Below are 24,142 nucleotides of genomic sequence, written 5' to 3' on the forward strand. Positions count from 1 at the left end.
TGATACGCGAGGATCAATGCGATGCGTTCAGCGGCTTGACAAAGAAGAGGCATGGATGATCCTCATGCCAAAGAGTGGGAAACGTCTCGGCCCGAATAAATCCGCTTCTGTCATAGAAAGCACGTGTCGCATCATACTGCGGCTCATCCTTGCCACGGGGTGCAAGCGTCTTCACGGTCAGGAGTTGGCAATTGGCTTCTCTCGCCACATGTTCGGCTGCCGCGAGCAACCGTTTTCCTATTCCGGCCCGGTGGTGCGACCGGCGCGAGGCAATGACCAGTATTTCCATCGCAGATGGCGGATGTTGCTTCAGCGCGACAAAGCCCACGATATCATCGCCGTCCTTGCAGCCGAACATCGGCAGTTCTTCCACCGCCTCGGCACATGCTTCGATCACCGCCGGTTCGTTGAACCAATCGGAGAGTTCCGACATGATATCCCGGCAAATCTGGCCCTTGTTTTCGACAATCTCTATTGCATCATGCATGGATAGCTCCCGCCTTTCGCGCATCGTTCTCAGGCATTCGTTCTGCGCCTGACAGGCATCTTCCGCTCGTCATTCGACCCAATAGCAGCCACACAGAGCCGATGTGCGTCCTTCAAAAGTCCGCAGACCAGTGCACAAGAAACTCCAGCCCGCTGGGCGATAACCTTTTGTGGAACTCCATCAAAATAATATTGCTCGTAAAACGCACGCGTGCGCGCCGGCATGATTTCCATGGCATGTCGAAAAGCCTGATATGCCTGACATTCGCGCACGTGCTCCTCCGGACTGCCATATTGCGCCATACAGCCGCTGGTTGGCTCTTCGACGAAGAGAGCTCTTTCGAATTCGCGGCGTCGAACATAATCTGTAGCGAGATTCCTCACCATCCGCGTCACGTAGGAAGCTGGGCGCTCCACCTCTGCCCCCAAAGGCGCGGAGATAAGCTGCAACATTACTTCCTGAACAATATCCTCCGCTACCGTTGCACTGCCTGTGATGCGACGGGCAACTGCCAAAAGCTTTCTACGGATCAGAAGCGCTTCATGAACCTGACCATCCAATGTTGACTGTGAAAGATTGAGTGTCATTTCCGGGCCCTTCGAAATCCAAGTTTGCATTTCCCCGCCGAGTGACCACAGCAGCCTATAAAAGTGGATTGAAATAATCAAGATATATTTGGTTTCTTTTATCTGTTTGTTTTCGCAATATTTATCCGGTTAAGGTGGTAAGTGGCTCAGGTTCCAACGCAATCTGCTTCCATCGATCCCGTTCCTGCAAGCCTGGGCCAACGCCCAAAAATATCGATTGCCATAGACATCAGAAAATTGTCCTCCCTGGATCGTCGTTCGCGCCGCTCCAGTCTGTTTTGTCATATGGCTTTCACACTCATTCAACGGGATGCGCACTTTTGTGGGGTTGACCAGAAACCCTTGCCCCCAACATTTCAGAGCAGCCTCTTTTTGCACCCATGCCCACAGAAGCGCATCGTGCCGCTCCGTCCCATCAAGCTGCGCAATCGCTCTCAGCTCGACATCGGACAGCACCAGCGAAGCTACCGACTCAAGATCGTCTCGACGATCATTTTGAACAGCTTCCAGATCAATACCAATGTCCGCATGTCGGCTCGTTGCAAGCAATAGGCAATTGGCATTGTGAGACAGGCTGAAGCGTATGTCATAGTCGGGCAGATAGGGCTTTCCGGCGGGATTGATCGCAATGTGAATTGACGATGCCGTTTGCCCGGTCATACGTGCAATGACCGAGCGGCAAAGTTGCCGCCCGGCAATAAACAGCTTGCGGCTCTGAGCAGAACGAAAGGCAGCTGCCCGGTCCCTTTCATCCATACTCAAGACATCTGTATTGCAGACAGTGTCATGCCTTAAGTGCAAGCAATGAATAGCGACCTCGCCCGCGCTCATCGGATCGCTTATTCTGCGGCCTGAACAACATCAACATCATGCGATGGAACTTCGTCACCCGTTTCGGCTTGCCATCGCACAATCGCGTCCGGCGGTGTAAGATCGAAATGCGGTCTTCCCAGAATTGAATTGGCGATGACCGCACTGCGCCAGGCCGCGAGGCTAAGTTGCGGCTCTGCAATTCCATGACTATGACGCCCGGCATTCATGACATAAATCCGATTGTCGCTTGGCCCGTCCCAGACAAGGGAGAAATCGCGTTCCAACACTGGATCGCCCAGCGAGTTCATAGCGAGCGGCGCATGCAGAGAATTCAGAAATTCCGGTAGAACAAAGCGATAGCCCGTTGCCAGAACGAGAGCGTCAACGGTCACCCTCTCTGTCGTCTGATCGAAACCGTTGTTCATGGTCAGGTGAATTTCGCTATCTGCATAGTCGGCGGCAACCACATCACGGTGCGGACAAAGCGAGATATCGCCCTCACCGCCAGCCGAATGGTCCAGCTTCCGTTCATAAAGGCGCCGATAGAGCTTTTTGAGCGTCGAAGCCGATATGCCGTCGCTGGCCAACATCTGGCGATGGGTATGTGACAAGCGCAGGGGTTCCGGCAATCCATGGAAGCAATCCATATAGCCCGGTGTGAACAGTTCATTTGTGAACGGTGTGGCATCCAGCGGCTCGAAATTCGGCCTGCGGCTGATCCAATAGATGGAGGCATCTGGATTGGTGTCGAGAAGTGCATCGATAATCTCTGCGCCGCTTTGCCCGCCGCCAATAACGGCTATGCGCTGCGCTTTCACCGAGCCGAGTTTGTCGGCTGCGACGCTGTTATGAAAGAACACGTTCTGGGGAAGGTTCACCACCCAATCGGGCATCGAAGGCTGTTTGCCAACAGCCACAGACAGATTGCGCGTCTTCACCTCTTCACCATTGATCCGGACACGGAAGTGATGATCGTCAAAGCGCACATCCTCGACACGGGTATCGAAACGCAATGACTTCAACCCTGTTGCCACCCATTCAAGATAATTGGCAAATTCCCTGCGGGGTACGGCTTCATATTCAGCATTCAGGAATTGATAGAAGCGCTTGTGCTTGACCAGATAGGAAAGGAAACTCCACGGGCTCGTGGGGTTCGTTCCGGTGACGAGGTCTTTCAAGAACGACGTCTGCATTTCCGCGCCCGGCAACAACATCCCGGGATGCCACGCGAAGGCTGGTCGCTTGTCGAAAAAACGCGCCTTGATGTCGGGTATGGAGTCCAACTGGGCAGCCAGACTGAGATTGAAAGGGCCAATTCCGGCGCCCACAAGATCGAGCACTTCAGAGGACATGATGTATCTCCTGTTAGGCAGTCGAAAGAAACTGGGAGGACAGTTTTCTTCACGGAACTGCAGCACGACAAACGCGCAAGGTTTGACTAAGGCCGGGTGACAAAGCCACTCAGGTTAATTCGCTAGTCCTATGCAATTCTGTTACCAGCGCCTCATCGAGCCTGCGCGCAAAACGCTGGTGGAAAGGCGATTTGCCGATAATCGTCAGATGGTTGGTGCCATTGACGATCTCGGGCGCCGTCGCCTTGGACGAGTATCGGCGCCAATCGATGACGTTGAGAGAGCGGGTCAGAGAATCCTCTGCCGCAAAGGCATGAATGCGAAAATCACTTTGCGAGAGCTTGTAGTTGCGGAATATCATCGCATTGTCGAGGAGCACCCAGAATGTATGTTCTTCAGAACCAATATCTGGCCCGTCTACCGGCAGGACAACATCGTGTTTCACGACATGGCTGAGAAACTGTTCATAGATTTCGCTGTCCATAGCCGCAAACAGTCTCTGCCAATCATCGCGCATCGGTGCCACAGTCAGCCATTCCTGGACACGCCGGTGGGTCTGGTCACGGATACCCTCCTCAAAACGCGGTAAAATTCCAACTGTAAACTCTTCGTCCATATCGCAGACATCAACCATACCGATCATGCGCAGATCGATATCGTTTCCAAGCTGATGCGCTGCCTCATAAGCGAGCAGCCCACCCCACGACCAGCCAAGAAAAGCGCAAGGCCGCCCCTTGGCCAAACGCCGCACTTCCTCGGCATAACGCGCGGTGATATCCTCAACCCGTGTGCTTAGCGTCTTGGTTTCGCTGAGCGAATAACAGATAAACCCTGTCGCTGGCTGATCTGGACCCAGATAATCGACAAGCCGCATATATTCACGCGTACTGACAAGCAGCCCCGGGAAGCAATAGAGCACCGGGCGGTCGCCACTACGGCGCAAATAGATCACGTTGACGCCGGTATCCTCACGCGATCCATCGAGTGCCGCAGCAAGATCGCGCACCGTCGGATGATTGAACATATCCGCAATTGTCAGTGGCCAGTCCGGATGGTGGGTCTTGAGACGAGACACGATACGGACTGCCGCAAGGGATTGCCCCCCGATATCGAAGAAATTCTCGGTAACGCCGATATCCGGAATGTCGAGCACATCGCGCCAGACCGCTAGGATAACCCTCTCTCGATCATTTTCTGGCGCAATGGCCTCGCGTTCCAAAAGCGGCGACGGAAGAGCAGCACGGTCCAACTTGCTGTTGGGGCCCATTGGCAGCTTATCGATCAGCATGATCGTCTGCGGCACCATATAATCCGGTAGTGCAACCATGGCGGCGCGGCGCAGTTCCGTCACAGTGACGGTTTCGCCCTCCCGCGGGACGACATAAGCAACCAGCGACGAACGGGCACCATCGCGGTGCAGCAGAACGACCGTCTCGGCAACGCGTGGATCGGCACTCAACACGGCTTCAATCTCACCTGGCTCAATGCGGTAACCGCGCAGCTTGATTTGATGATCGACCCGACCGGCAAATTCAACAATGCCGTCTTCACGCCATCGTCCGAGATCGCCGGATTTATACATTCGACCAGCGCCTGACGAGAAAGGATCGGGAATGAACCGCTCTTCCGTCAAATCCGGGCGTCCTTGATAACCACGAGCGAGACCACTACCGCCGATGTAAATCTCGCCGACAACGCCAACCGGCACAGGAACCATATCCTCATCGAGAATATAGATTCTCCGATCGCCAACGCCTCTTCCGATAGGCGCCACTGTGCCTTCGAAGCGCGTTCCCAACGGAATTTTCCAGATCATCGGCGTCATGATGGTTTCGGTCGGACCATAACCATTGATGAGGAGTGGGGCCTGAAGATTATCGTTGATCATGTCGAAAACGGCATGCGGCAAAGCCTCGCCGCCAAATGAATACAGCCGCAAAGCCGGAATATCTGGATTCTCGCGGGCATATTCGGCCAGCCCGCGCACATAGCTTGTCGGAAGGCTGGCATTGTTGACCCCGTGCTTGCGCATCAGCGCGAAAGCCTCATCAGGAGTTGCAAGCTTGTCCGATGTCAGAACCACGCTGCCGCCAGCCATCAGCGGCACCATCCAGCGTTCATGCCCACCATCGGACGTGAACGGCAGGACCGGATATTCACACGATACCTCGCTCATTTCATAAATGCGCAAGGTCGCCTTGCAGTGATGCGCCAACGGACCATGCTCAACCGCCACGCCCTTCGGAACACCCGTGGAACCGGATGTATAAATGACATAGGCAAGCTGACCCGGCGCAATGACAGTCACCGGAGGCTCAGCGCTTTCCTGTGACAGATCCAGCCGATCTATATCTAGCCTCGGTGTGACGACATCCTGCGGAAGACTTTCGAGAAAACGTTTACGGGTGATGATCAGTGAAAGGCCTGGCGCAGAAAGAATATGCCGATTGCGGGCTTCGGGGTGATCCGGTTCAACCGGTGTGAAGGCGCCCCCGGCCTTCATGATAGCCAGAATGGCAATTATCGCTTCGATGGATTTATCGAGCGCCACTGCGACGCGTTTTTCGGGCCCGATACCCAGGGCAATCAGGTGATGCGCGAGACGATTGGCCGAGGCTTCCAACTCGCCGTGGGTGATGGAGCGGTCACCTTGTGCAACGGCAAACGCACCGGGACGGCGCAACGCCTGCGCCGCGATCACTTCATGCACTGGCACACCATCATCCGGCTGCGGCTGATCTGGATAAGGCGCAGACAGTTGTTCCAGTTCCGTGCTCGAAACAAACGGAATTTCGCGGATAAGCGCTGTCGGATCATCGTTCAGGCACGAGAACGCAATCTTGAAAGCACGGGCGAAACGGACAACATGCCGACGATCCTGCTTTTGTGGATCGAAACCGAACACAACTTTGAAACCGCCTTTGCTGGCCGGGCGAACAGTGACGACCAGTTCGGCATCCCGGCGCGCTGGTGGCTCTATGATGACGCGTATGGAAGAATCGTCAGGAGCAAATGCCGGCCTCAGGTCAAGAATAGTTCTGGCAAGCGCCGTGGTTTCGAAACTCTCATCCCGACGCAGAAGGCTATCGGCCAATGTCTCGAATGGTATGAAGTGTTGCCTGGAGACGGCAATCTCCCGTTCGAGATGCTGTCTGGTCTCTTCCAGTGTCATGCCGCCATTGACTTCAGCGGAGAGAACCAGAGTGTCTTCTGTTCGTGTCGTGAAATCGGCAGCTCCGTCTCTGGTAGTTAGGCCGATCCGTTGTGTTCCATAGCCCGAGTAACGCCGTAACGCCACGGCGAGGCCCGTCAGAAGATCAAGTTCGAGTTGTTTCGCTGAGGTGGAACAACCGCTTTCAACGTGTATCTCTGTTTCCGTCCAATTTTCCGGCTCCGGCCCGAGGGGCAATACCGGAGTGAGGACTGCGATATTTTCCTGCCTTCCAAGTCGGTCGAGCCAGAAGCCTACCTTGTCCGCAGACGGTGTGATTGTTGCAGCTTTTTCGAGTGACCATGTGGTCGGCGAAGCTTCTGCGGCTTCATCGGCGCTGCTACGCAAGCAAGCTACGAAGTCGTCAGCAAGTCGTCCCAGCGCCACGCTGTCGGCAACAATTGCATGCAGGGAGAACAGGACCCCGACGGCCTTATCTTCACGTTTGAATAGAATGAAACGCGCGGGATTTTCCTGCTCAAGATCAATCTGCCGGTCGCGTTCCGAACGCGCCACAGCCAGCATGACTTCATCAATTTCTACACCCGCCGTCACTTGTTGTTCAACAATATCGACCCGACCAGCGTGTGGTATATGCTGATAAACAACACCACCCGGTTTGAGTTCAAATCGACGCGTGATGAGTGGGTGTCTTGCGGACAGCTGCGCCAATCGTTCCGCAGCAAAATTCGCATCGATATCGCCCAGCGCTAGCCCCAGCATCTGGCGACCATAGATGCTTTCATTTCCGATAGCCGACAGTATCCAGATGCGTGATTGTGTCGACGACAGCGGCCATGCAGCTGGCTTCCGTTGATCGCCACTCACTCCCAATATCTTACCGTCGATATTCATATTGTTTTCATCCTAAGATAAAATCAAAAATATTCTCATCAGAACGAGAATCTGAAGAAAAAGTATTATACTTCTCATTATTTCTTCGAGAATAAGCGCCGAATATCACATATTTTATTCTCCATCATTTTTCTGATGCTTGATAGACGAATGAGGTCGATAAAAATTCAGAAATTTTATCCGCGCAGGTTTCAATTTTTCTCTGAATTTTTCGCTAGTCCAATCGTCATTCCAAAGACAACATACGCGCCATCACAGGCACAGCAGCCAATTGGAATTTCCAGAAATTGGAGAACTGACGATGGATACATCGCCAATGAGAGAACGTTCCTTCGAGGTTGGAGGCACTGCAACCAGCGTAAATCTGCGCCTGCCCGACAAGGGCTTTGCAAGTCATGCAAACGCTATAGGAAACGTATTGCCAATGCTGTTCGGCCACGTTGTTGCCGGTGCGAATGGCTTTAGCGTCAAGCGTAACGGCAGGGATATTGCGGCTGGCACATTTTCAAGTGCAAGCGACCCTAGCCTGGATTTCGAAACACTGCCTCCTGCGACCACGGAGGCTGAGAGCGCAATACTTGCCGTACTGGAAGCGCTTTTCACATGCCACCCGGATCTGCCCTCTGTAAAGGTGACGCTACCACCCTATTGTGACCCCACAGACCTTCTGGCAAGTGGCGCAATGGAGCGGATGGAGGATGGATTCATTTCCCGTCCCGAATTCCTATTCCAGCTGGCGCAACTTTGGATTGGAAGTGCTGCCCATGGATATCCCGCTGTATCGACCGAGACCAACGGGATCCACCATCCAATGCGCCCGCCGAAGCCACGCGGCATCGTCTATCAACGGTACATCCCCTGGATCGACAAGGTTTTGGCCTTCCATGTTGCAGATTTAGAAGGCGATCTGGAGCATTTTCACCGCTGGATGAATGATCCTCGTGTTTCAGCAATTTGGGAAGACCATGGCAGCCTCGATTATCACCGCGATTTCCTCAATGGACGGCTGGCTGATCCACGCACATTGCCACTGATAGGGACGTTCGATGGTGTCCCCTTCGGATACTTCGAACTCTATTGGGCAAAGGAAGACCGGCTCGGCCCATATTATGATGCAGCCCCATATGATCGCGGCTGGCATGTCGCGATTGGCGAGGATGCATTCAGGGGCAAGGCTTTCGTCAGCGCCTGGCTGCCTTCTTTAATGCATTACATGTTTCTTGCGGACTCCCGAACAACCCGGATCGTTGGAGAACCCGTTCACCACCATCAGCAGCAGATACGCAACCTCGACCGGTCAGGCTTTGCCAAGATCAAGCACGTCCAGTTTCCCCATAAGAAGGCGCTGCTGGTCATGTTGTTGCGCGAACGTTTTTTTGCAGACCGGCTGCTTTCTCCCGATCTCGGCAGCCTAACCGATGAACAGGGGCGCCCGGTCATTGGCTCCTTGTCCCGCGATACAGGTTGAGCGCCGGAAACGAACATCCGCTAACCAGTTTCTGTCTTGCGAGGATAATCATGAACGAAACGCCCAAGTTCGACGCTCAACATACAATCATTCCGAACAGCTTCACCTCGATACGCGATGACCCGTTCGACGCTGCCGTGCCGCCTATTTACCAGACGTCGCTGTTTCTGTTCGACAACTATGCGGAGCTGGAAGCGGTCTTTGCGGGACAATCGCCAAGACCCATTTATTCACGCGGCGACAATCCCACCGTTCGCCTGCTCGAGCAACGGATTGCTGAAATGGAAGGTGCCGAAGATGCACGCGCCTTTTCCAGCGGCATGGGCGCTATTGCGGCGACCATTCTCGCCTTCATCAATCCCGGTGATCGTATTGTGACCGTCCGCCACGTCTATAGCGATGCGTTCCGCTTTTTTGAAAAGGTGCTGAAACGTTTCGGCGTTATTGTCGACTACATCGACGGCAGAGATACAGAGCGCATGGTCGAAGCGCTGCCTGGGGCGCGTCTGGCCTATCTCGAAAGCCCAACATCGATGGTCTTTGAACTGCAGGACCTGCAAGCCATCGCTGAGGCCGCACGCAAACACGGCGTGCTGACAATTGTCGATAATTCCTGGGCGACACCCGTCTTCCAAAATCCGCTGGCAATCGGCATCGATCTTGTCATTCACGCCGCTTCCAAATATCTGGGCGGACAGAGTGACACGGTTGCGGGTCTGGTCGCCGGGTCGAAAGCGCTTATCGACCGCGTCAATGCGGAAATCTTCCCCTATACCGGGGCAAAACTGGCCCCCTTCGAAGCCTGGCTGGTGCTGCGCAATCTCGAAACGCTTCCTCTGCGGATGCGCCATCATAATGAGGCGGGATTGGAAGTCGCTCAATGGCTGCAATCCTCGCGTATGGTAGCCAATGTCATGCATCCGGCTTTCACGGATCATCCGGGCAAGAACAGCTTTTCTGGCTTCGGAGGTCTGTTTTCCTTTGAGGTAACAGACGCCGTAGACATTCCAACTTTCGTCGATGCGCTGAAACTCATCCGCATCGGGGTAAGCTGGGGTGGGCCTGAAAGCCTTGTTGTGCCAGCCAAGGCTGCACTCAGCATTTCGCCGGAGACCAATGTTTTCGCGCGCTTTGGCGTCAGCGAACGCATAATCCGATTGAACATTGGTCTTCATAAGGCAAGAGACCTTATCGAAGATCTTGATCAGGCTCTTAGAGCCGCCACTCGCTGAACGAACAGCGATTCGCAGTCATTCGCCGGGACAAACTGCGCTGCAATCAGTATTATACAGCCCGGCATTCAAACAGATGCGATATTTCTCGATTCTTGGATGGCAATATTATTGCCATCCATTGATGGATATTAATATTCTCGAGAATACTTCTTCACGATTCCAATCGCGATAGACATAACTCATCTGAAAAAATTGAAAATTTTGCGCCAGACGTTTTCGTTCTGGTGTTTATCGATCATATTCTTAGCAGACATAATATTGGTGATGTTATTGCAACACAATAATTGAAAGTGTTATTGTCATAAAACTGATAATTGAAAGTACATGTTTTTGATGTTTTTTTCGCATCGCAAATACATCACTACATGGGTGACAAGATGAAACTCACTGCACTTCTCATTACTTCTTCTGCGGCAATGATTTCTTCTACGGCTTTTGCTGCGGATGCAATCGTTGCTCCAGAGCCAGAAGCCGTTGAATATGTTCGCGTTTGCGATGCTTACGGCGCGGGCTATTTCTACATTCCGGGCACCGAAACCTGCCTGCGTATCAGCGGCTATGTCCGTTATGATGTGAAGGGTGGCGACGACGCCTATACCGGCTTTGATCGTAAGGGCTGGGACAAGGGCGCTCGCTTCACGCTGCGCACGTCGACCGCAACTGAAACCGAACTCGGCACGCTCAAGTCTTATACCGAAACCCGCTTTAACTACACCGCGGAAAATTCGGGATGGGATGGCGAATATGGTTCTGCATCAAGCGGCGTCGACAATCGTCGTGCTTACATCGAACTCGGCGGCTTCCGCGTCGGTATCGATGAATCGGCCTTCCATACCTTTACCGGTTATCTCGGCGACGTCATCAACGATGACGTGATCGCAGCCGGCAGCTACACGACAGGTCAGGTTTCTTACACCTTCACTGGCGGCAATGGCTTCTCGGCCATCATAGCGGCTGAACAGGGTGGCAGCAGCTATACGATTGATGGTTACACACCACATCTTCTCGGCGGCCTGAAGTTCAAGGGCGGCTGGGGCTCGATCGCAGGTGTAGTGGCTTACGACCCGGTCATTGAAGACTGGAACGGCAAGCTGCGCGGCGACATCAACATCACAGAAAAATTCTCGGTCTGGGTACAGGGTGGCTATTCGTCAGAAGAAACCCCTTACCAGAACTACGGCCAGTGGGGCGGTGAATGGGCTGTCTGGGGCGGTGCAAAGTTCAAGGCGACCGACAAGGCAACCTTCAACATTCAGGGCGCTTACGAAGATTGGGGCAAGACCGCAATCACCGCAAACGTCGCTTACCAGCTGGTCCCTGGCTTCACCATCACCCCGGAAGTTTCCTATACCAAGTGGGATAGCGATCATCCGCTGCGTGAAGCTGGTCTCGTCGGTTCCGACGGTATTCAGGGCACGGTTCGCTTCCAGCGTTCGTTCTAGAGCACATTCGAAGACTCGAAGCCGTTTTGTATAAGACGTGCGTAAAAGACAAAAAGTAAGAGCGACTGAGAAAGTTTTTTGCAATCGCTCTCACTGACAAACACGTGAACGATTATCGATCAGTAAAAGCAAGTATTGATTGACATCGAAGAATTTAGACAGAATATTGATATTGTGATTATCTGATCTCCAGTCAGCAAGTGGTCACAACAATTACAGCGGCAGATTTCTTCTGTCGCTGTTTTTTTGTGCATATATAAAATTAGTTCAAGCACAATTAGTCATACAATAATTGGTGTCATCGTCGCAACACGCATATCCAGAAATACTTCACGATTGATATCAGCAATTGTTCTCCATCAATATTAGTGTTCAATAAGATGCATTGTTTGAAAACGAAACAAGGCGAATAATATGAACATGAAGTCTCTCCTCCTTGCCTCATCGGCAGCAGTAATGTCGTTCCCGGCATTTGCAGCGGATGCAATTGTTGCTCCAGAACCAGAAGCCGTTGAATATGTTCGCGTTTGCGATGCTTACGGCGCTGGCTATTTCTACATCCCGGGCACCGAAACCTGCCTGCGCATCAGCGGCTATGTCCGCTACGAAGTTAAGGGCGGCGACAATCCCTATTCTGGCGTAGACCGTGACGGCTGGGACAAGAGCCTTCGCTTTACGCTGCGCACATCGACGGCTTCGGAAACCGAACTCGGTACGCTGAAGACCTTTACCGAAACCCGCTTCAATTACTCCGCCAATAATTCCGGGATTGATGGCGTTTACGGCGATGCCAGCGACGATGTTGAACTTCGCATGGCCTATATCGAACTTGGTGGCCTCAAGGTCGGTATCGACGAATCGGAATTCCAGACCTTCACCGGCTATCTCGGCGACATCATCAACGATGATGTGGTCTCGGCAGGTGCTTACCGTACCGGCAAAATTGCCTATACGTTCGCAGCCGGTAACGGTTTCTCGGCTGTAATCGCCCTCGAGCAGGGCGGCGACAACGATGGCGGCTACGAAAACCCGTTTGGTCATGACTACGCCATTGACGGATACATGCCACACGTTGTTGGTGGTCTGAAATATGCTGGCGGTTGGGGTTCGATCGCTGGCGTCGTAGCATACGACTCGGTCATTGAAGAATGGTCTACCAAAGTTCGCGGCGACGTTAACATCACCGACCGCTTCGCACTCTGGCTCCAGGGCGCTTATTCTTCGGAATCCAATCCAGACCAGATGTACGGCCAGTGGGGCGGCGATTGGGCTGTCTGGGGCGGCTTGAAATATGCGTTGACGCCGAAGGCAACCTTCAACCTTCAGGGCGCACATGACGATTGGGGCAAAACCGCTGTTGCCGCCAACGTTGCCTATGAACTGGTTCCGGGCTTCACGATCACGCCTGAAGTCACCTACACCAAGTTTGGTGGCGACTGGAAGCGTTACGAAGCTGCATACAACGGCAACAACGTCAATGATGCCTGGGGCGGCACCATTCGCTTCCAGCGTTCGTTCTAAGCTCGATATAGCATTCATTTGCTATAGGCATCAGCAACTGGCGAACGACGCTTGATAACCGAGCTTCATTATCGTCACGTTGTGTTGTGAAGAATGATAAAGGCGGCGAAAGATGCTTTCGTCGCCTTTGTTTTTGCCATCCTTGCATTCAATGAAGAAACAGACCACCGATTGGCGGAGACGCCCCAATTGCAGCGCAGTGCTTTGCGTCCCATTCGACCAATATCCGAATATGGTCCGCGCGTTGTAAAATTGGCCTCGTTTAGAGCGCGTTTCGATCTGATTGGATCAGATCTGCGCTCTAAGAGCCTGAATCAAAAAGCCGCATGTGTGTGCGAAAATGGTGATTTTCGAGTACCGGAGCGGAGCGTACTCAAGGTACGTGAGCACCGGAATGGAGAAAATCGCCATTTGCAGCCACACAGGGCGACTTTTGGAACAGGCTCTAAGGCTTCATTTTAACACGCATCTTGTCCGAAAACTGTTTCACACTTTTCGGGATGCGCTCTAGCGTCGCCCGTTCACCCACTTAAGCCCATACCGAACGGATTATCGGCAGTAAACGCCCCGAATATTTGCTTAGAATTACCCCGTACCTATCTCGAACGTGATTCATTATTATTACAATCAATTCTACAAATTCGTCTATTTAACTATATTATGCGATATTACTTATACTATATTATGTGATGATTTATTGTATAATCCACTCCTATTTTATTGGTATCTGTACTTGTCATGACCAGTTCGAGCACTATCTGGAATACGGATTCGCCTCCCCGGATCATTCGTACTCGCAAAGGAGAAACCGCGATGGCATTTGTTCAGACAAAGGATGGAACTGAGATCTATTACAAGGACTGGGGTCCGAAGGACGCACAGCCGATCCATTTCCATCACGGTTGGCCGCTCAGTGCGGATGATTGGGACAACCAGATGCTGTTCTTCCTCAAGGAAGGCTTTCGTGTCGTCGCGCACGACCGCCGAGGCCACGGCCGTTCGAGCCAGGTCAGCGAGGGGCATGACATGGATCATTATGCTGCCGATGCCTCGGCAGTTGTCGAACATCTCGATCTTCGCAACGCCATTCATATTGGCCATTCAACAGGCGGCGGGCAGGTTGCACGTTATGTGGCGAAGTTTGGCCAGCCGCAGGGTCGGGTCGCCAAAGCGGTTCTGGTCAGCTCTGTTCCACCCCTGATGGTCAAAACAGCCAACAATCCCGATGGAACCCCCATCGAAGTATTCGATGGCTTTCGTTCGGCACTTGCTGCCAATCGCGCGCAATTTTTCATTGATGTACCCTCCGGTCCTTTCTACGGATTTAATCGGCCGGGAGCGAAGCCATCGCAGGGCGTTATCGATAACTGGTGGCGGCAAGGCATGATGGGAAGCGCCAAGGCACATTATGAGGGGATCAAAGCGTTTTCAGAAACAGATCAAACAGAAGATCTGAAAGCGATAACGGTTCCAACGCTCGTGTTGCAAGGCGACGATGACCAGGTCGTTCCCTATAAATGCGCTTCGATCTTGCAGGATAAATTGCTGCAGAACAGCAAACTGATCATCTATCCGGGCTTTTCGCACGGGATGCTCACGGTCAATGCAGACGTAATCAACGCTGATCTGCTTGCTTTCATACGTGGATGAAAACAGTGCGCGCCGGATATCGTCCGGCGCGCACCGCTTATAGATTTTCGAGCAAAGTTCATCGCGTTTCTAAGGAACGACTGCAATTGCCTTCAGAAGATCAGCATTGAAGCGTTCTGGATCCTGCATCTGCGGGCTATGCCCATAGTCAGGATAGGTGATCAGTTGCGAATTGGGAATGCGCGCCTGAGCTTCCTTCGCCAGTACCGGATAATTACCAAGTGTTGCCGCAAGTTCGGCATTCGCGCGGTTCTTGCCCATGGCCGTATTGTCTTTCAGGCCAATCATCAGCACTGTCGGCACACGCAGCTTGTCAAACTCATGGACAACAGGCTGGTTAAACACCATGTCGGCGGTCAAAGCCTGATGCCAGGCAACAATATTTCCGCCCGGGCCTTCATACATGGATGCCAGCATATCGACGGGGCGGTCGAATTCCGGTTTCCACGTACCGGCATAGTATGTCGATTGCTGATAGGCCTTGATGCTTGCACGCGTCACCTTCAGTTCAGTGGCGTATAGCTGATTGATGGTCGCATTGGGCACGCCCTTGGCACGCCAGTCTTCCATTCCCAACGGATTGACCACCACCAGCTTCTGGAGTTCATCCGGATATTGCAGCGCATAGCGTATGGCCAGCATCCCGCCCATCGAATGACCGACCAGAACCGGCTTTTCAATATTGAGCGCAGTCAGAAGCTGATGCGTGTTATCCGCAAGCGCGTGCAAGCCATATTGATAGCGCGCTGGTTTCGTTGATTTGCAGAACCCGATCTGATCGGGAGCAATCACTCTATACCCTGCCCCGGTAAGCGCCTTGATGGTGGTTTCCCATGTCCCGCCGCAGAAATTCTTGCCATGCAGAAGCACGGCTGTCTGGCCGTTGGCGTTTTCCGGACGGGCATCGATATAGGCCATCGTCATGGCCTCGTTCTGGCTGACTATGGTTTGACGCTGGACAGGCCAACCATAATCGAAATCACCAAGCAAAGGGTCAGCCATGGCAGGCGTTGCAACTCCCAACGCGATTGCCATCATCATCGGGATCATGGGTGATACAGTCATCTGGGCCTCCAATTGTCTGCTCGAACTGCAACGATATCGATAGAGACTGGAGCGTTCCGAGCAAAAGTGTGAAACGGCTTTCGTACAGGAATGCATGATGGAAAGAGATCGAGCGGCTCTGGTTCAAACGGACAGCAACCGCTCGATCTCTATCATCATCATGGCTTCATGACCGTTGCGTGGCTTGCCGCGATCACGAAACCGTTGGTGAGAAGCAACGCGTCTTACTTGTCGATGAAATCGGCAAGCAGCGCGTTAACTTCAGGGGCCGATTCTTCAAGCAGCCAATGGCCGGTATCCGGAAGAATGGTCGAGCCAAGCTTGCTCGGGTCCTTCACAAAGCGGGCTGCGAGCTGCTTCGGAAGAACATCATTCACACCCTTGGCCCCACTGATCGAATAGACCGGGATGGTCAACTGCTTGCCAGCGGCGAGCAGAGCTTCATTCTGACGAATGCTATCGGAATGCGACTGATAATAACCGAAAGCCGCATGCAGGTTGGCGCGGGTCGAATAAGGTTCGATCAGCTCATCCAGCAGAGCCGGGGTGAAGGTATCCTTCTTGCCGGCATATTCCTTGATGAAGTAGCTCATAAACAGAACCGGATCGGTAGAGACCATCTTTTCAGCGATATCGCCGAAAGAGAAATAGCCAAAGTGCCAGCCAAGGCCCGGACCACGCGGCGTTAGACCCGGATAGGTCCACATTGCCTTGTCAGGGATCGGCGAATCCATGAACACCACCTTCTTGATGATATCCTGGTTGTTCGCGACCATGGGGTAGGAAGCCGAATTGCAAAGATCGTGGCAGACATAGGTGAAAGGCTGATTGTTGGTCAGGCTCTTGATGGCGCCCAGAAGATAGGTGCTCATCTTTTCTGCATCATATCCTGCAGCAGAGGGTTCCGACTGGCCGAGGCCCGGCAGATCGATCGCGATGACCTGATGGTTCGCGGAGAATTTTTCCAGAGCCGGTTGCCACATCTTCCAAGTGGAGCCGAAGCCGTGCACGAAAATGATCGGATCGCCCTTGCCTTCGCCCCCACTCACATAGTGCAGGCGAATGCCGTTGGTTTCTACCATGCCGCTCTTAAAGCCTTCTGGAACAGCATATTGTCCGCGTTGCTCCTCCTTCACCTTGGCCAGAGCCGCTTTAGAAACCTCGGGCGGCGTGTTAATGGAAGGCAGCATATTTTCCTGTGCCAGAACGGGCGATGAAAACAGCATTGTGGCGCTGAGCAATGCACCGGCAGATAGGATTTTAGAAAACACGGTTTCGTCCTTTCTTGAGAAAGCCCGATTACGAATGATCTCGGGCGGAATGACCCGGCGTCCCTGAAGTTGCCGTATAAGCGGGACACCGATGCCAAAAAGGTTGGAAGGCGGCGGGGTCAGGCCGCAAAAATTCATCGGCCCGGTTGAGAGGCCCGCGAATTCTTCCCGAAAGAGGGTGTGATCAGGCGACGAGCGAGCGCCCGCTATAGGGCGGATAGTCGACATAGCCTGCGCGTCCGCCGCCGTAGTAAGTCGCGCGATCCGGCTCGGTCAGGGGCCAGTTGTTGCGCAAACGCTCAACAAGGTCGGGATTGGCGATGAAGGGCTGCCCGAAGGCCGCAAGATCGATCAATCCGGCATCGATCAGACGCTGCGCACGCGCCTGATCCAGACCGCCAGCCAGTATGAGCGCCGTATCCGGCAGCAATGGGCGCCATTGTTCCATCAAGCCATGGATCGCATCACTGACAGGGCGTTCGCCATAAGGCAGCTTAACCTGTCCAGATTGATCCATGACGTGAACATAGGCTATGCCGCGCTTGCCGAGTTCCGCAGCCAGAGCCACATAGGTCTCTTCAAGGTCGGGGAAAAGCGGGTTGTCGTGAATGGTCCCGTAAGGCGACAGACGAATGGCAACGCGGCTGGAGCCAATGGCGTCCGATACTGCATCGACGGTTTCAAGCACAAAACGCAGTCGATTTTCGATGGTGGTTGCCGAATAGATATCATCGCGGTCATTGACCAGCGGATTGATAAACTGTTCAAACAGATAGCCGTTTGCGCCATGAAGCTCCACGCCATCGAAACCGGCTTCCACCGCGTTGCGCGCGGCCTGCACGAAATCACCGGTCACCCGCTTCACTTCTTCAGTGGTGAGGGCACGGGGTTCCGAGACTGGCATGAAATCCGGCTCGCCATTTGTATTGCGAACGAAGGACATTGCGCCCGTAGCAACCCGTCCCGTCGAGCTTACCGGTGCTATACCGTCTTCCTGGATCGAGCGATTGGAAATACGACCGACATGCCAGAGCTGCGTGAAGATGCGACCGCCTGCGCTGTGGACAGACTGCGTCACCAGACGCCAGCCGCGGATCTGCTCTTCGGTGAAAATTCCGGGATTAAAAAGATAGCCCTGTCCCTCGCGGGAAATCGGGGTGCCTTCTGTAATGATCAGTCCCGCTGTCGCGCGTTGGCTGTAATAGAGTGCGACCAGCTCGTCGGCTGCGCCACTGAAACTCCGCGAGCGGGTCATCGGCGCCATGACAATGCGATTGGGCAGTGCCAGACCCGAAAGGTTAAATGGCTTGAAAAGGCTGCTCATGTTCTGGTTCTCCTGAACGGCGTCCATCAATTTTTCTCGAGAGATTTATATGGCCGTTGACGCAGCAGCAGAATGCGGCTTGAATTCGGAACATTACGGAAGGATTTTCCGGCATGAAACTGAAACTGGATCATTTCGGCGCGCTACAAACTTTCGTTCACGCTGCCGAGAAAAGAAGCTTTCGTGAAGCGGGCCAAATTGTTGGCCTTTCGGCATCTGCTGTCGGCAAGTCGGTGCAGAAGCTTGAAGAGCAACTGGACGTGCGCCTGTTTCATCGCTCAACGCGCTCGATCACGCTGACGACCGAGGGAAAGCTGTTTCTCGAACGATGCCGTCGTATTCTGGGCGAACTGGAAGTGGCGCAGGCAGAGTTGTCGCAATCCTCCCAAGGCACCCATGGGCGCCTGAAGGTTGGTTTGCCCATTTCATCCACGCTTCTGGTGGCAGCCGTCAGCGCGTTTATGAAGGCTTATCCCGAGGTCGATATCGAGTTGGATATCAGCGACCGCTTCGCCGATGTCATCGACGAAGGTTTCGACGTGGTAATCCGCACGGGGAAGCCGAAGGACAGCCGCCTGCTTTATAAGAAAGTGGGAGAATTCTCCTGGTACCTCGTCGCATCACCGGACTATATCGCACGATGCGGCGCGCCCCAGTCCGTCGCCGATCTCCAGAACCATCGCTGTCTCAGGCACCGTTATTCAGAAACCGGCAAGATTGCCCCATGGGAACTGGCCGGTCAGGAGGACGACAACTCCAGAGCGCCAGAAACATTCACCGTAACGACGGTCGATTCGATTATACAATTGGCCCTGGACGGCAATGGAATTGCATTGTTGCCGAGCTTTGCTGTTAAAGGAAAAATACTGGACGGTACATTGATTGATGTCCTTCCGGGTGCGGCCAACAATACGGGGATATTTTATCTTCTTTGGCCCGCAAGTCGCTATCCGCTGTCGCGAGTACGTGCTTTTGTCGATTTCGTTTCAAAATTTCTTACAGATGAACTCGCTTAGATAATGGAGTTTCCCAAGGCCTTAAAACAACGGCTGATACACAGGTCGTTATTCCGAAGAATGAGGGCCGTGTTCAGCATGCCTCCAATATCTCGGAAACTCCTATCTGGAATGCGGCAAGCGCCGCAACGTGCGTATAGTCAACCAGAATATGTGTCCAAAGCGCCGTGCGCTGCAAAGAATGGCTGCGTTCGCCCAAGAGGTTCGTCATCATAGGCGTGATCCTCGCCAGCCTTGTCGTTTTTGAGTAGCCAATCAATGGCTCCATTTTCGCGGGCAATAAAGCCATCAAGGATTACAGCGATGATTACGTGTCCGGTGACCATCTTCAACTCCTTGATTATACGATGTATAATCAAGCGGTATCTGGCCTATAGCAAAATCGCTCCATGTCGCTTGTGTGGATCGTTGCGAAAACTGACGATCCGCGCGTTCCAGCTAACGCTCACAGCATTGTTGGCGAAGGTTTCGTCGGGAAATTGCTTAGTCAAGAATCCGAGTTCTAAAATCCTCGTTCCACGGTTCGCGAACTGAGATAGAGCCAGCAACGTTTGAAACCGTCTTGGCGAGAGCTTCTTGTTCGTCAGCACTGAGCGTCCCGCCGGGCCGAACAAGGTTGATGTTGACCGCTGCTACGACCCGCATGGAGGCGTCAAATATAGGCGCCGCAACGGAAATATCCCCTTCAAAAATTTCGTGATACGTCGTTGCGATACGCGCGCTACGAACCTTGTGCAGCCGGGAAACGATATCTTCTCTGGTTAAAAGAGACCCGCTCGCATAGGGAACAAATCTCACTTCATCGATGAGCTTCTCAGCTTCATTCTCAGGCAGAAACGCAACAATTGCTTGACCGATAGCAGAAATATGCCACGGAAAACTGGAGCCTAACGCGACATTCGGCGAAACCACTTCGTGGCCCGACGCACGTATCACGACAGTAATCTGACCTCGATCCAAAACGCCCATATTCACCGTTTTGCCCAAGCGATGATTGCAGGCCAGAATATGTGGCGTGGCTCGTTCAATGAACTGATTTCCCCGAAGGTAGATAGATCCCATCCTCACAAGGCCTGGCCCCGGAGAATAGCGCCGCGTCGACGGGTCCTTGATCAGCAAACCCGAAGCTACAAGGGTTCTTGTGAACCTCTGAACAGCGGTCTTCTCTATGCCGGTCATGGATACCAGTTCAGTCAAACCCAACGTTTGATGGCCATATTCAAAAGCCTCCAGAATTTTCAGTCCCCGCTGCAGCGAGGTACTTTGCAGACGCGAGTTCTCTTCTGGTTCACTCATGGACTTCTTACTTTCGTGAAGGCGTGCCGTCTCGTTTTCAAGCTCAATTGGAGGCGGCTCAACACCAAATTCCTTCGTAATCTATTCTCCCTCTATCTCATTGCGCAGACGCCGCTGTCAAATCGATATTAAATAGATTGACTCCAATGGTGATAAATGCACTAGTAAGGCATATAACGCACTTATGTAGCGATTATCGCTACTTTGGGATTGGACAGCGATGGACGCCTCTGCTGAAAATATGTTTCTTTCCAAGCTTCGAGAGATCGTTGGTATCAACAATGTCCTGACGGAAAAGAGTGATCTGTCCGGATATGTAATCGATGCGCGACGGCGTTACGAAGGCAACACGATGGCCGTTGTCCGTCCCGCTACGACGCAGGAAGTTTCGGAAATAGTTGCACTTTGCAGCCAGGAAAAAGTGGCTGTCATACCGCAAGGCGGCAACACCGGAATGTGCGGCGGTGCAACCCCGCTGCTCAAAGATAGAGCGTCCATTATCGTTGCGCTTGGTCGCATGAACCAGGTGCGTCACTTAGATCCGGCAAATAACACCATAGCCGTTGATGCCGGCTGTACGCTCTCTAGCATTCAAGCTGGCGCAACAGCAGTGGAACGGCTTTTTCCCATGTCGCTGGGTAGCGAAGGCACGTGCCAGATTGGGGGCAATATTGCCACCAATGCCGGCGGCACCTCTGTACTGCGGTATGGCCCGATGCGCGACCTGGTTCTTGGTATCGAGGCAGTACTCCCAGACGGCCGCATCGTTGATGCGATGAAAGGGCTTCGAAAAGATAATACCGGCTTCGCGCTCAAACATCTCTTCATCGGGTCTGAAGGAACGATCGGGATTATAACGGGCGCCGTACTCAAACTGGTAGCCAAGCCTGCCAAAAGCTCTGTCGCGATGGTCGGCCTTGCCGATATTGATAAGGTTCTGGACCTTCTTCACAAGGTACAGATGGCGGTGGGCGACAGGCTGACCAATTTCGAAGTTCTCTCATCCGGCCAATACGAACTCGTGATGAACCTCCCGAAGGGGCTGCAAAATCCCCTCGCCGACCAACATGCATGGATAACCGTTATTGAGCTTACCGATCCAGATTCCCAGGCAGACCTTGATGAGCTGATGGCTTCCATACTTTACGAAGCGATGGAGGCCAAGATCGTTGACGAAGCAATTCTGGCCAATAGCGATGCCAAAGCAGAGTTGATTTGGGAAATCAGACATTCTGTGACCGAAGCAAATGTAAATGCTGGCCTTACTTTCTCGCATGACACATCTGTCCCCGTCTCCCGCGTACCTCATTTTGTAAATGATGTTCAAAAACTCATAGGCGAACGGTTTCCGGAAGCGAAGGTGGTATTTGTGGGGCACGTCGGGGATGGAAACATCCATGCCGTCGTCATCTTGCCGCGTGAGCTAAAGACAGACAAAGCCGTCGTTGATGCGCTGGCAGCTGCCGTCAATGCAACAATTGACGAGGTGGCGATTGCTCTCGCAGGTTCGATAAGCGCTGAACATGGGATAGGCCGTTCCAACCGCGCGCGTCTCCACTCATATCTCGATGAAACCCAGCTCACGCTGATGCGAGGCATCAAATCCGTATTTGATCCCGAAGGCATCATGAACCCAAACGTTCTCTTCTAACATATCGAGGATCAAGAAAATGACCAAGTGTGTGGCACTCATCGATCCCACCATTTTGCCGGTAGGTGTTGATTATCTCAAAAGCCGGGCCAGCGTGACGCTTGCTCCGGACGGCAATGAGAAGACTTTGATCCAGACTATCCAAGACGCACAAGCGCAGGCGTTGATCGTGCGCGTCGAGGACGCGACCCGTACGATTTTCGAACAATGCTCAAGCCTTTGCGTTGTCGGCATGCATGGTGTTGGTACAGATACAATCGATATCGAAGCCGCGACCGACCATGGCATTCTGGTTTTGCACACACCTTGGGTCAACTACAAGTCCACATCCGAACATGCATTGGCTCTTCTCATGTCCGTGGCAAAAAAAATCATGCCGGGCCACCAAGCCGTGAAGGACGGTAAATTCGTTTACTACCGTAATAACCATCTGCCAATGGAACTGGAAGGAAAGACGGTTTTCATCATCGGTGTCGGGCGTATCGGTGGTGAAATGGCTCGTAAATGCAAAGCCGCGTTCAATATGCGGGTGCTTGGTCATGATCCTGCATATACTTCCGACGAACTGGCCCAAAAAGGCGTGGAGAAAGTGAGCCTGGAGGACGGGCTGAGGCAGGCAGATTTCGTCTCTATTCATACGCCGCTCAATCCCACAACGCGCCTCATCATGAATGAACACACATTCTCTCTCATGAAAAAAGGTGCTAGCTTTATCAATGCTTCGCGTGGTGGAACGATGGACCAATCGGCACTGCTTGCTGCACTTGATTCAGGCCATCTGTTTGGTGCAGGTCTTGATGTCTTCAATCCGGAACCCGTTCCTTTGAACGATCCCGTCACCGTGCACGAAAAAGTCGTTTTGAGCCCCCACTTCGCTGGAGACACCAACGAGGCGCGTAGCCGTTGTTCGGAGACCATCGCCAAGGCGATCATTGACGTGCTTGATGGATTGCCGGTCGAAGGCATCGTTAATCCCGACGTTCTGACACGGGCCAACTATCGCCTGGGACGTTTGCTTGCAGCCTGAGAAAAACACCTAAAAATAGGGGAACAGATGTCAAAGCCATTCGAAAGCAATTCGCTAGCGAAACACAGCGCCAAAACGAATTACCGAAATCCACTCCGTGAGAAGCTCCAACGTGGTGAATTCACGCAAGGTCTCTGGATCACTTTGTCGAATCCGGCCGTCACGGAATTTGCTGCGGAGCTTGGTCTCGATTGGGTCTGCGTGGATATGGAGCATGGCGCGACCTCATATGCTGATGTTGCAAACCATGTTCGTGCGGCCAAGGGAACAGGAGTTGCTGTTTTCGTCCGCGTTCCAACCATATCGGTGGATGCAATTGCTCGTTGCCTCGATCTGGGTGTCGACGGGATCGTCCTGCCGCTTGTCCGCTCTTCGGACGACATCCTTCGGGCCATGGATTACATGCTTTATCCACCCAGAGGAAGCCGCGGCCTTGGAGGAGAAAGGGCCCAGAAATGGGGGCTGGGCGTGGAGGAATATATCGCCTCAGCCAATGACGAGCTTATCCTTATGCCCATGATTGAACACAAGGATGCAGTTTCTGCAATCGACGACATCCTGAGCATACCGGGCCTCGATCATTTCTTTATCGGCCCCGGCGACCTGTCGTCCAGTCTTGGACATATTGGACAGTGGGATACAGCTGAAACCGCAGCAGCCATCGCGCATGTGTTATCCAGAGCCAAAGTACACGGGGTAACCGCCGGTATATATGCCATTGGTCCCGATGACACCAGAAAACGGGTGGAACAGGGCTTCAGGATCATCGCTATCGGCTCCGATCTTGCTCTTATGGGCAAGCAAATCCGAAGTGATCAGGAAGTCCTCGGCACGAAGCTTGCGAATGCCACGAATTCGGGGAGGTGAGATC

The 24,142-nt window shown here is 53.1% G+C and carries 21 protein-coding genes; 9 read left to right on the forward strand and 12 right to left on the reverse strand.

Features of this window, described 5'->3' with window-relative positions:
• Positions 1-13: 13 nt before the first annotated feature.
• The 5 genes from FGI60_RS20240 to FGI60_RS20260 all read right to left on the reverse strand — a co-directional run bounded on the left by FGI60_RS20240 (position 14) and on the right by FGI60_RS20260 (position 7,305).
• Positions 14-487, reverse strand: a complete 474-nt coding sequence (locus FGI60_RS20240; protein ID WP_138786718.1) for a GNAT family N-acetyltransferase — start codon at positions 485-487, stop codon at positions 14-16.
• A gap of 29 nt (positions 488-516) precedes the next feature.
• Positions 517-1,074 (reverse strand): sigma-70 family RNA polymerase sigma factor, encoded by a 558-nt coding sequence (locus tag FGI60_RS20245; protein ID WP_138786768.1) that lies wholly within the window; start codon positions 1,072-1,074, stop codon positions 517-519.
• Positions 1,075-1,203: 129 nt separating this feature from the next.
• On the reverse strand, positions 1,204-1,905 hold the full coding sequence (locus FGI60_RS20250; RefSeq protein ID WP_138786719.1) for a 4'-phosphopantetheinyl transferase family protein: 702 nt from the start codon (positions 1,903-1,905) through the stop codon (positions 1,204-1,206).
• Positions 1,906-1,913: 8 nt separating this feature from the next.
• Positions 1,914-3,239, reverse strand: coding sequence for a lysine N(6)-hydroxylase/L-ornithine N(5)-oxygenase family protein (locus tag FGI60_RS20255; protein ID WP_138786720.1), 1,326 nt, complete (start codon positions 3,237-3,239; stop codon positions 1,914-1,916).
• 109 nt (positions 3,240-3,348) lie between these two features.
• On the reverse strand, positions 3,349-7,305 hold the full coding sequence (locus tag FGI60_RS20260) for a non-ribosomal peptide synthetase (RefSeq protein ID WP_138786721.1): 3,957 nt from the start codon (positions 7,303-7,305) through the stop codon (positions 3,349-3,351).
• 301 nt (positions 7,306-7,606) lie between these two features.
• Between FGI60_RS20260 and FGI60_RS20265 the strand changes: the two genes are divergently transcribed.
• Both FGI60_RS20265 and FGI60_RS20270 read left to right on the forward strand, forming a co-directional pair.
• Positions 7,607-8,773 carry a GNAT family N-acetyltransferase gene (locus FGI60_RS20265; RefSeq protein ID WP_235889879.1) on the forward strand — a complete coding sequence of 389 codons (1,167 nt, stop codon included), beginning with the start codon at positions 7,607-7,609 and terminating at the stop codon, positions 8,771-8,773.
• Positions 8,774-8,823: 50 nt separating this feature from the next.
• Entirely contained in the window at positions 8,824-10,005 is a 1,182-nt protein-coding gene (locus FGI60_RS20270; RefSeq protein ID WP_138786722.1) for a PLP-dependent transferase, read from the forward strand.
• 302 nt (positions 10,006-10,307) lie between these two features.
• Here the strand turns inward: FGI60_RS20270 and FGI60_RS26855 are convergent, their stop codons facing one another.
• Together FGI60_RS26855 and FGI60_RS26860 are read right to left on the reverse strand one after the other, a co-directional pair.
• Positions 10,308-10,754 carry a hypothetical protein gene (locus FGI60_RS26855; RefSeq protein WP_456236764.1) on the reverse strand — a complete coding sequence of 149 codons (447 nt, stop codon included), beginning with the start codon at positions 10,752-10,754 and terminating at the stop codon, positions 10,308-10,310.
• A gap of 405 nt (positions 10,755-11,159) precedes the next feature.
• Positions 11,160-11,378, reverse strand: a complete 219-nt coding sequence (locus FGI60_RS26860) for a hypothetical protein (RefSeq protein ID WP_445433037.1) — start codon at positions 11,376-11,378, stop codon at positions 11,160-11,162.
• 486 nt (positions 11,379-11,864) lie between these two features.
• Here FGI60_RS26860 and FGI60_RS20280 point away from each other — a divergent pair, with 486 nt between their 5' ends.
• From FGI60_RS20280 to FGI60_RS20285, 3 genes are all read left to right on the forward strand, one after another.
• Positions 11,865-12,971: a porin gene (locus FGI60_RS20280; protein WP_138786724.1), complete on the forward strand. Its 1,107-nt coding sequence runs from the start codon at positions 11,865-11,867 to the stop codon at positions 12,969-12,971.
• A gap of 93 nt (positions 12,972-13,064) precedes the next feature.
• The gene (locus FGI60_RS26340) at positions 13,065-13,433 is read left to right on the forward strand and encodes a hypothetical protein (RefSeq protein WP_171058818.1); all 369 of its coding nucleotides are present in this window, start codon (positions 13,065-13,067) and stop codon (positions 13,431-13,433) included.
• 351 nt (positions 13,434-13,784) lie between these two features.
• Positions 13,785-14,621, forward strand: coding sequence for an alpha/beta fold hydrolase (locus FGI60_RS20285; protein WP_138786725.1), 837 nt, complete (start codon positions 13,785-13,787; stop codon positions 14,619-14,621).
• Positions 14,622-14,690: 69 nt separating this feature from the next.
• On the opposite strand, the gene FGI60_RS20290 is transcribed toward FGI60_RS20285, so the two are convergent.
• The 3 genes from FGI60_RS20290 to FGI60_RS20300 form a co-directional block, all read right to left on the reverse strand.
• On the reverse strand, positions 14,691-15,686 hold the full coding sequence (locus tag FGI60_RS20290; RefSeq protein ID WP_210238456.1) for an alpha/beta fold hydrolase: 996 nt from the start codon (positions 15,684-15,686) through the stop codon (positions 14,691-14,693).
• Positions 15,687-15,910: 224 nt separating this feature from the next.
• The gene (locus FGI60_RS20295; RefSeq protein WP_210238457.1) at positions 15,911-16,957 is read right to left on the reverse strand and encodes an alpha/beta fold hydrolase; all 1,047 of its coding nucleotides are present in this window, start codon (positions 16,955-16,957) and stop codon (positions 15,911-15,913) included.
• A gap of 184 nt (positions 16,958-17,141) precedes the next feature.
• Positions 17,142-18,281 (reverse strand): alkene reductase, encoded by a 1,140-nt coding sequence (locus FGI60_RS20300; protein WP_138786726.1) that lies wholly within the window; start codon positions 18,279-18,281, stop codon positions 17,142-17,144.
• A gap of 113 nt (positions 18,282-18,394) precedes the next feature.
• Between FGI60_RS20300 and FGI60_RS20305 the strand changes: the two genes are divergently transcribed.
• On the forward strand, positions 18,395-19,297 hold the full coding sequence (locus FGI60_RS20305) for a LysR family transcriptional regulator (RefSeq protein WP_138786727.1): 903 nt from the start codon (positions 18,395-18,397) through the stop codon (positions 19,295-19,297).
• Positions 19,298-19,437: 140 nt separating this feature from the next.
• Here FGI60_RS20305 and FGI60_RS26560 read toward each other — a convergent pair whose 3' ends face one another.
• On the reverse strand, positions 19,438-19,623 hold the full coding sequence (locus FGI60_RS26560) for a hypothetical protein (RefSeq protein ID WP_235889880.1): 186 nt from the start codon (positions 19,621-19,623) through the stop codon (positions 19,438-19,440).
• Between the two features lie 157 nt (positions 19,624-19,780).
• Complete coding sequence (locus FGI60_RS20315; protein ID WP_138786728.1) at positions 19,781-20,593, reverse strand: IclR family transcriptional regulator; 813 nt, start codon at positions 20,591-20,593, stop codon at positions 19,781-19,783.
• Positions 20,594-20,813: 220 nt separating this feature from the next.
• Here FGI60_RS20315 and FGI60_RS20320 point away from each other — a divergent pair, with 220 nt between their 5' ends.
• From FGI60_RS20320 to FGI60_RS20330, 3 genes are read left to right on the forward strand one after another with little or no spacing between them, the layout of a single operon-like run.
• Positions 20,814-22,244, forward strand: coding sequence for an FAD-binding oxidoreductase (locus FGI60_RS20320; RefSeq protein WP_138786729.1), 1,431 nt, complete (start codon positions 20,814-20,816; stop codon positions 22,242-22,244).
• Between the two features lie 19 nt (positions 22,245-22,263).
• Positions 22,264-23,271, forward strand: coding sequence for a hydroxyacid dehydrogenase (locus FGI60_RS20325; protein ID WP_138786730.1), 1,008 nt, complete (start codon positions 22,264-22,266; stop codon positions 23,269-23,271).
• A gap of 27 nt (positions 23,272-23,298) precedes the next feature.
• Positions 23,299-24,138 carry an HpcH/HpaI aldolase family protein gene (locus FGI60_RS20330; RefSeq protein WP_138786731.1) on the forward strand — a complete coding sequence of 280 codons (840 nt, stop codon included), beginning with the start codon at positions 23,299-23,301 and terminating at the stop codon, positions 24,136-24,138.
• The last annotated feature ends 4 nt before the right edge of the window (positions 24,139-24,142 follow it).

The sequence above is a fragment of the Brucella haematophila genome (assembly GCF_005938105.1).
GTDB lineage: Bacteria > Pseudomonadota > Alphaproteobacteria > Rhizobiales > Rhizobiaceae > Brucella > Brucella haematophila.

Excerpts from the sequence above, each read along its gene's own strand:
- FGI60_RS20240 (WP_138786718.1), bottom strand. The coding sequence starts at position 487 with ATGCATGATGCAATAGAGATTGTCGAAAACAAGGGCCAGATTTGCCGG.
- FGI60_RS20245 (WP_138786768.1), bottom strand. The coding sequence starts at position 1,074 with ATGACACTCAATCTTTCACAGTCAACATTGGATGGTCAGGTTCATGAA.
- FGI60_RS20250 (WP_138786719.1), bottom strand. The coding sequence starts at position 1,905 with ATGAGCGCGGGCGAGGTCGCTATTCATTGCTTGCACTTAAGGCATGAC.
- FGI60_RS20255 (WP_138786720.1), bottom strand. The coding sequence starts at position 3,239 with ATGTCCTCTGAAGTGCTCGATCTTGTGGGCGCCGGAATTGGCCCTTTC.
- FGI60_RS20260 (WP_138786721.1), bottom strand. The coding sequence starts at position 7,305 with ATGAATATCGACGGTAAGATATTGGGAGTGAGTGGCGATCAACGGAAG.
- FGI60_RS20265 (WP_235889879.1), top strand. The coding sequence starts at position 7,607 with ATGGATACATCGCCAATGAGAGAACGTTCCTTCGAGGTTGGAGGCACT.
- FGI60_RS20270 (WP_138786722.1), top strand. The coding sequence starts at position 8,824 with ATGAACGAAACGCCCAAGTTCGACGCTCAACATACAATCATTCCGAAC.
- FGI60_RS26860 (WP_445433037.1), bottom strand. The coding sequence starts at position 11,378 with ATGATCGCTATCCCACTTGGTATAGGAAACTTCCGGGGTGATGGTGAA.
- FGI60_RS20280 (WP_138786724.1), top strand. The coding sequence starts at position 11,865 with ATGAACATGAAGTCTCTCCTCCTTGCCTCATCGGCAGCAGTAATGTCG.
- FGI60_RS26340 (WP_171058818.1), top strand. The coding sequence starts at position 13,065 with ATGATAAAGGCGGCGAAAGATGCTTTCGTCGCCTTTGTTTTTGCCATC.
- FGI60_RS20285 (WP_138786725.1), top strand. The coding sequence starts at position 13,785 with ATGGCATTTGTTCAGACAAAGGATGGAACTGAGATCTATTACAAGGAC.
- FGI60_RS20290 (WP_210238456.1), bottom strand. The coding sequence starts at position 15,686 with ATGACTGTATCACCCATGATCCCGATGATGATGGCAATCGCGTTGGGA.
- FGI60_RS20300 (WP_138786726.1), bottom strand. The coding sequence starts at position 18,281 with ATGAGCAGCCTTTTCAAGCCATTTAACCTTTCGGGTCTGGCACTGCCC.
- FGI60_RS20305 (WP_138786727.1), top strand. The coding sequence starts at position 18,395 with ATGAAACTGAAACTGGATCATTTCGGCGCGCTACAAACTTTCGTTCAC.
- FGI60_RS26560 (WP_235889880.1), bottom strand. The coding sequence starts at position 19,623 with ATGGTCACCGGACACGTAATCATCGCTGTAATCCTTGATGGCTTTATT.
- FGI60_RS20315 (WP_138786728.1), bottom strand. The coding sequence starts at position 20,593 with ATGAGTGAACCAGAAGAGAACTCGCGTCTGCAAAGTACCTCGCTGCAG.
- FGI60_RS20320 (WP_138786729.1), top strand. The coding sequence starts at position 20,814 with ATGGACGCCTCTGCTGAAAATATGTTTCTTTCCAAGCTTCGAGAGATC.
- FGI60_RS20325 (WP_138786730.1), top strand. The coding sequence starts at position 22,264 with ATGACCAAGTGTGTGGCACTCATCGATCCCACCATTTTGCCGGTAGGT.
- FGI60_RS20330 (WP_138786731.1), top strand. The coding sequence starts at position 23,299 with ATGTCAAAGCCATTCGAAAGCAATTCGCTAGCGAAACACAGCGCCAAA.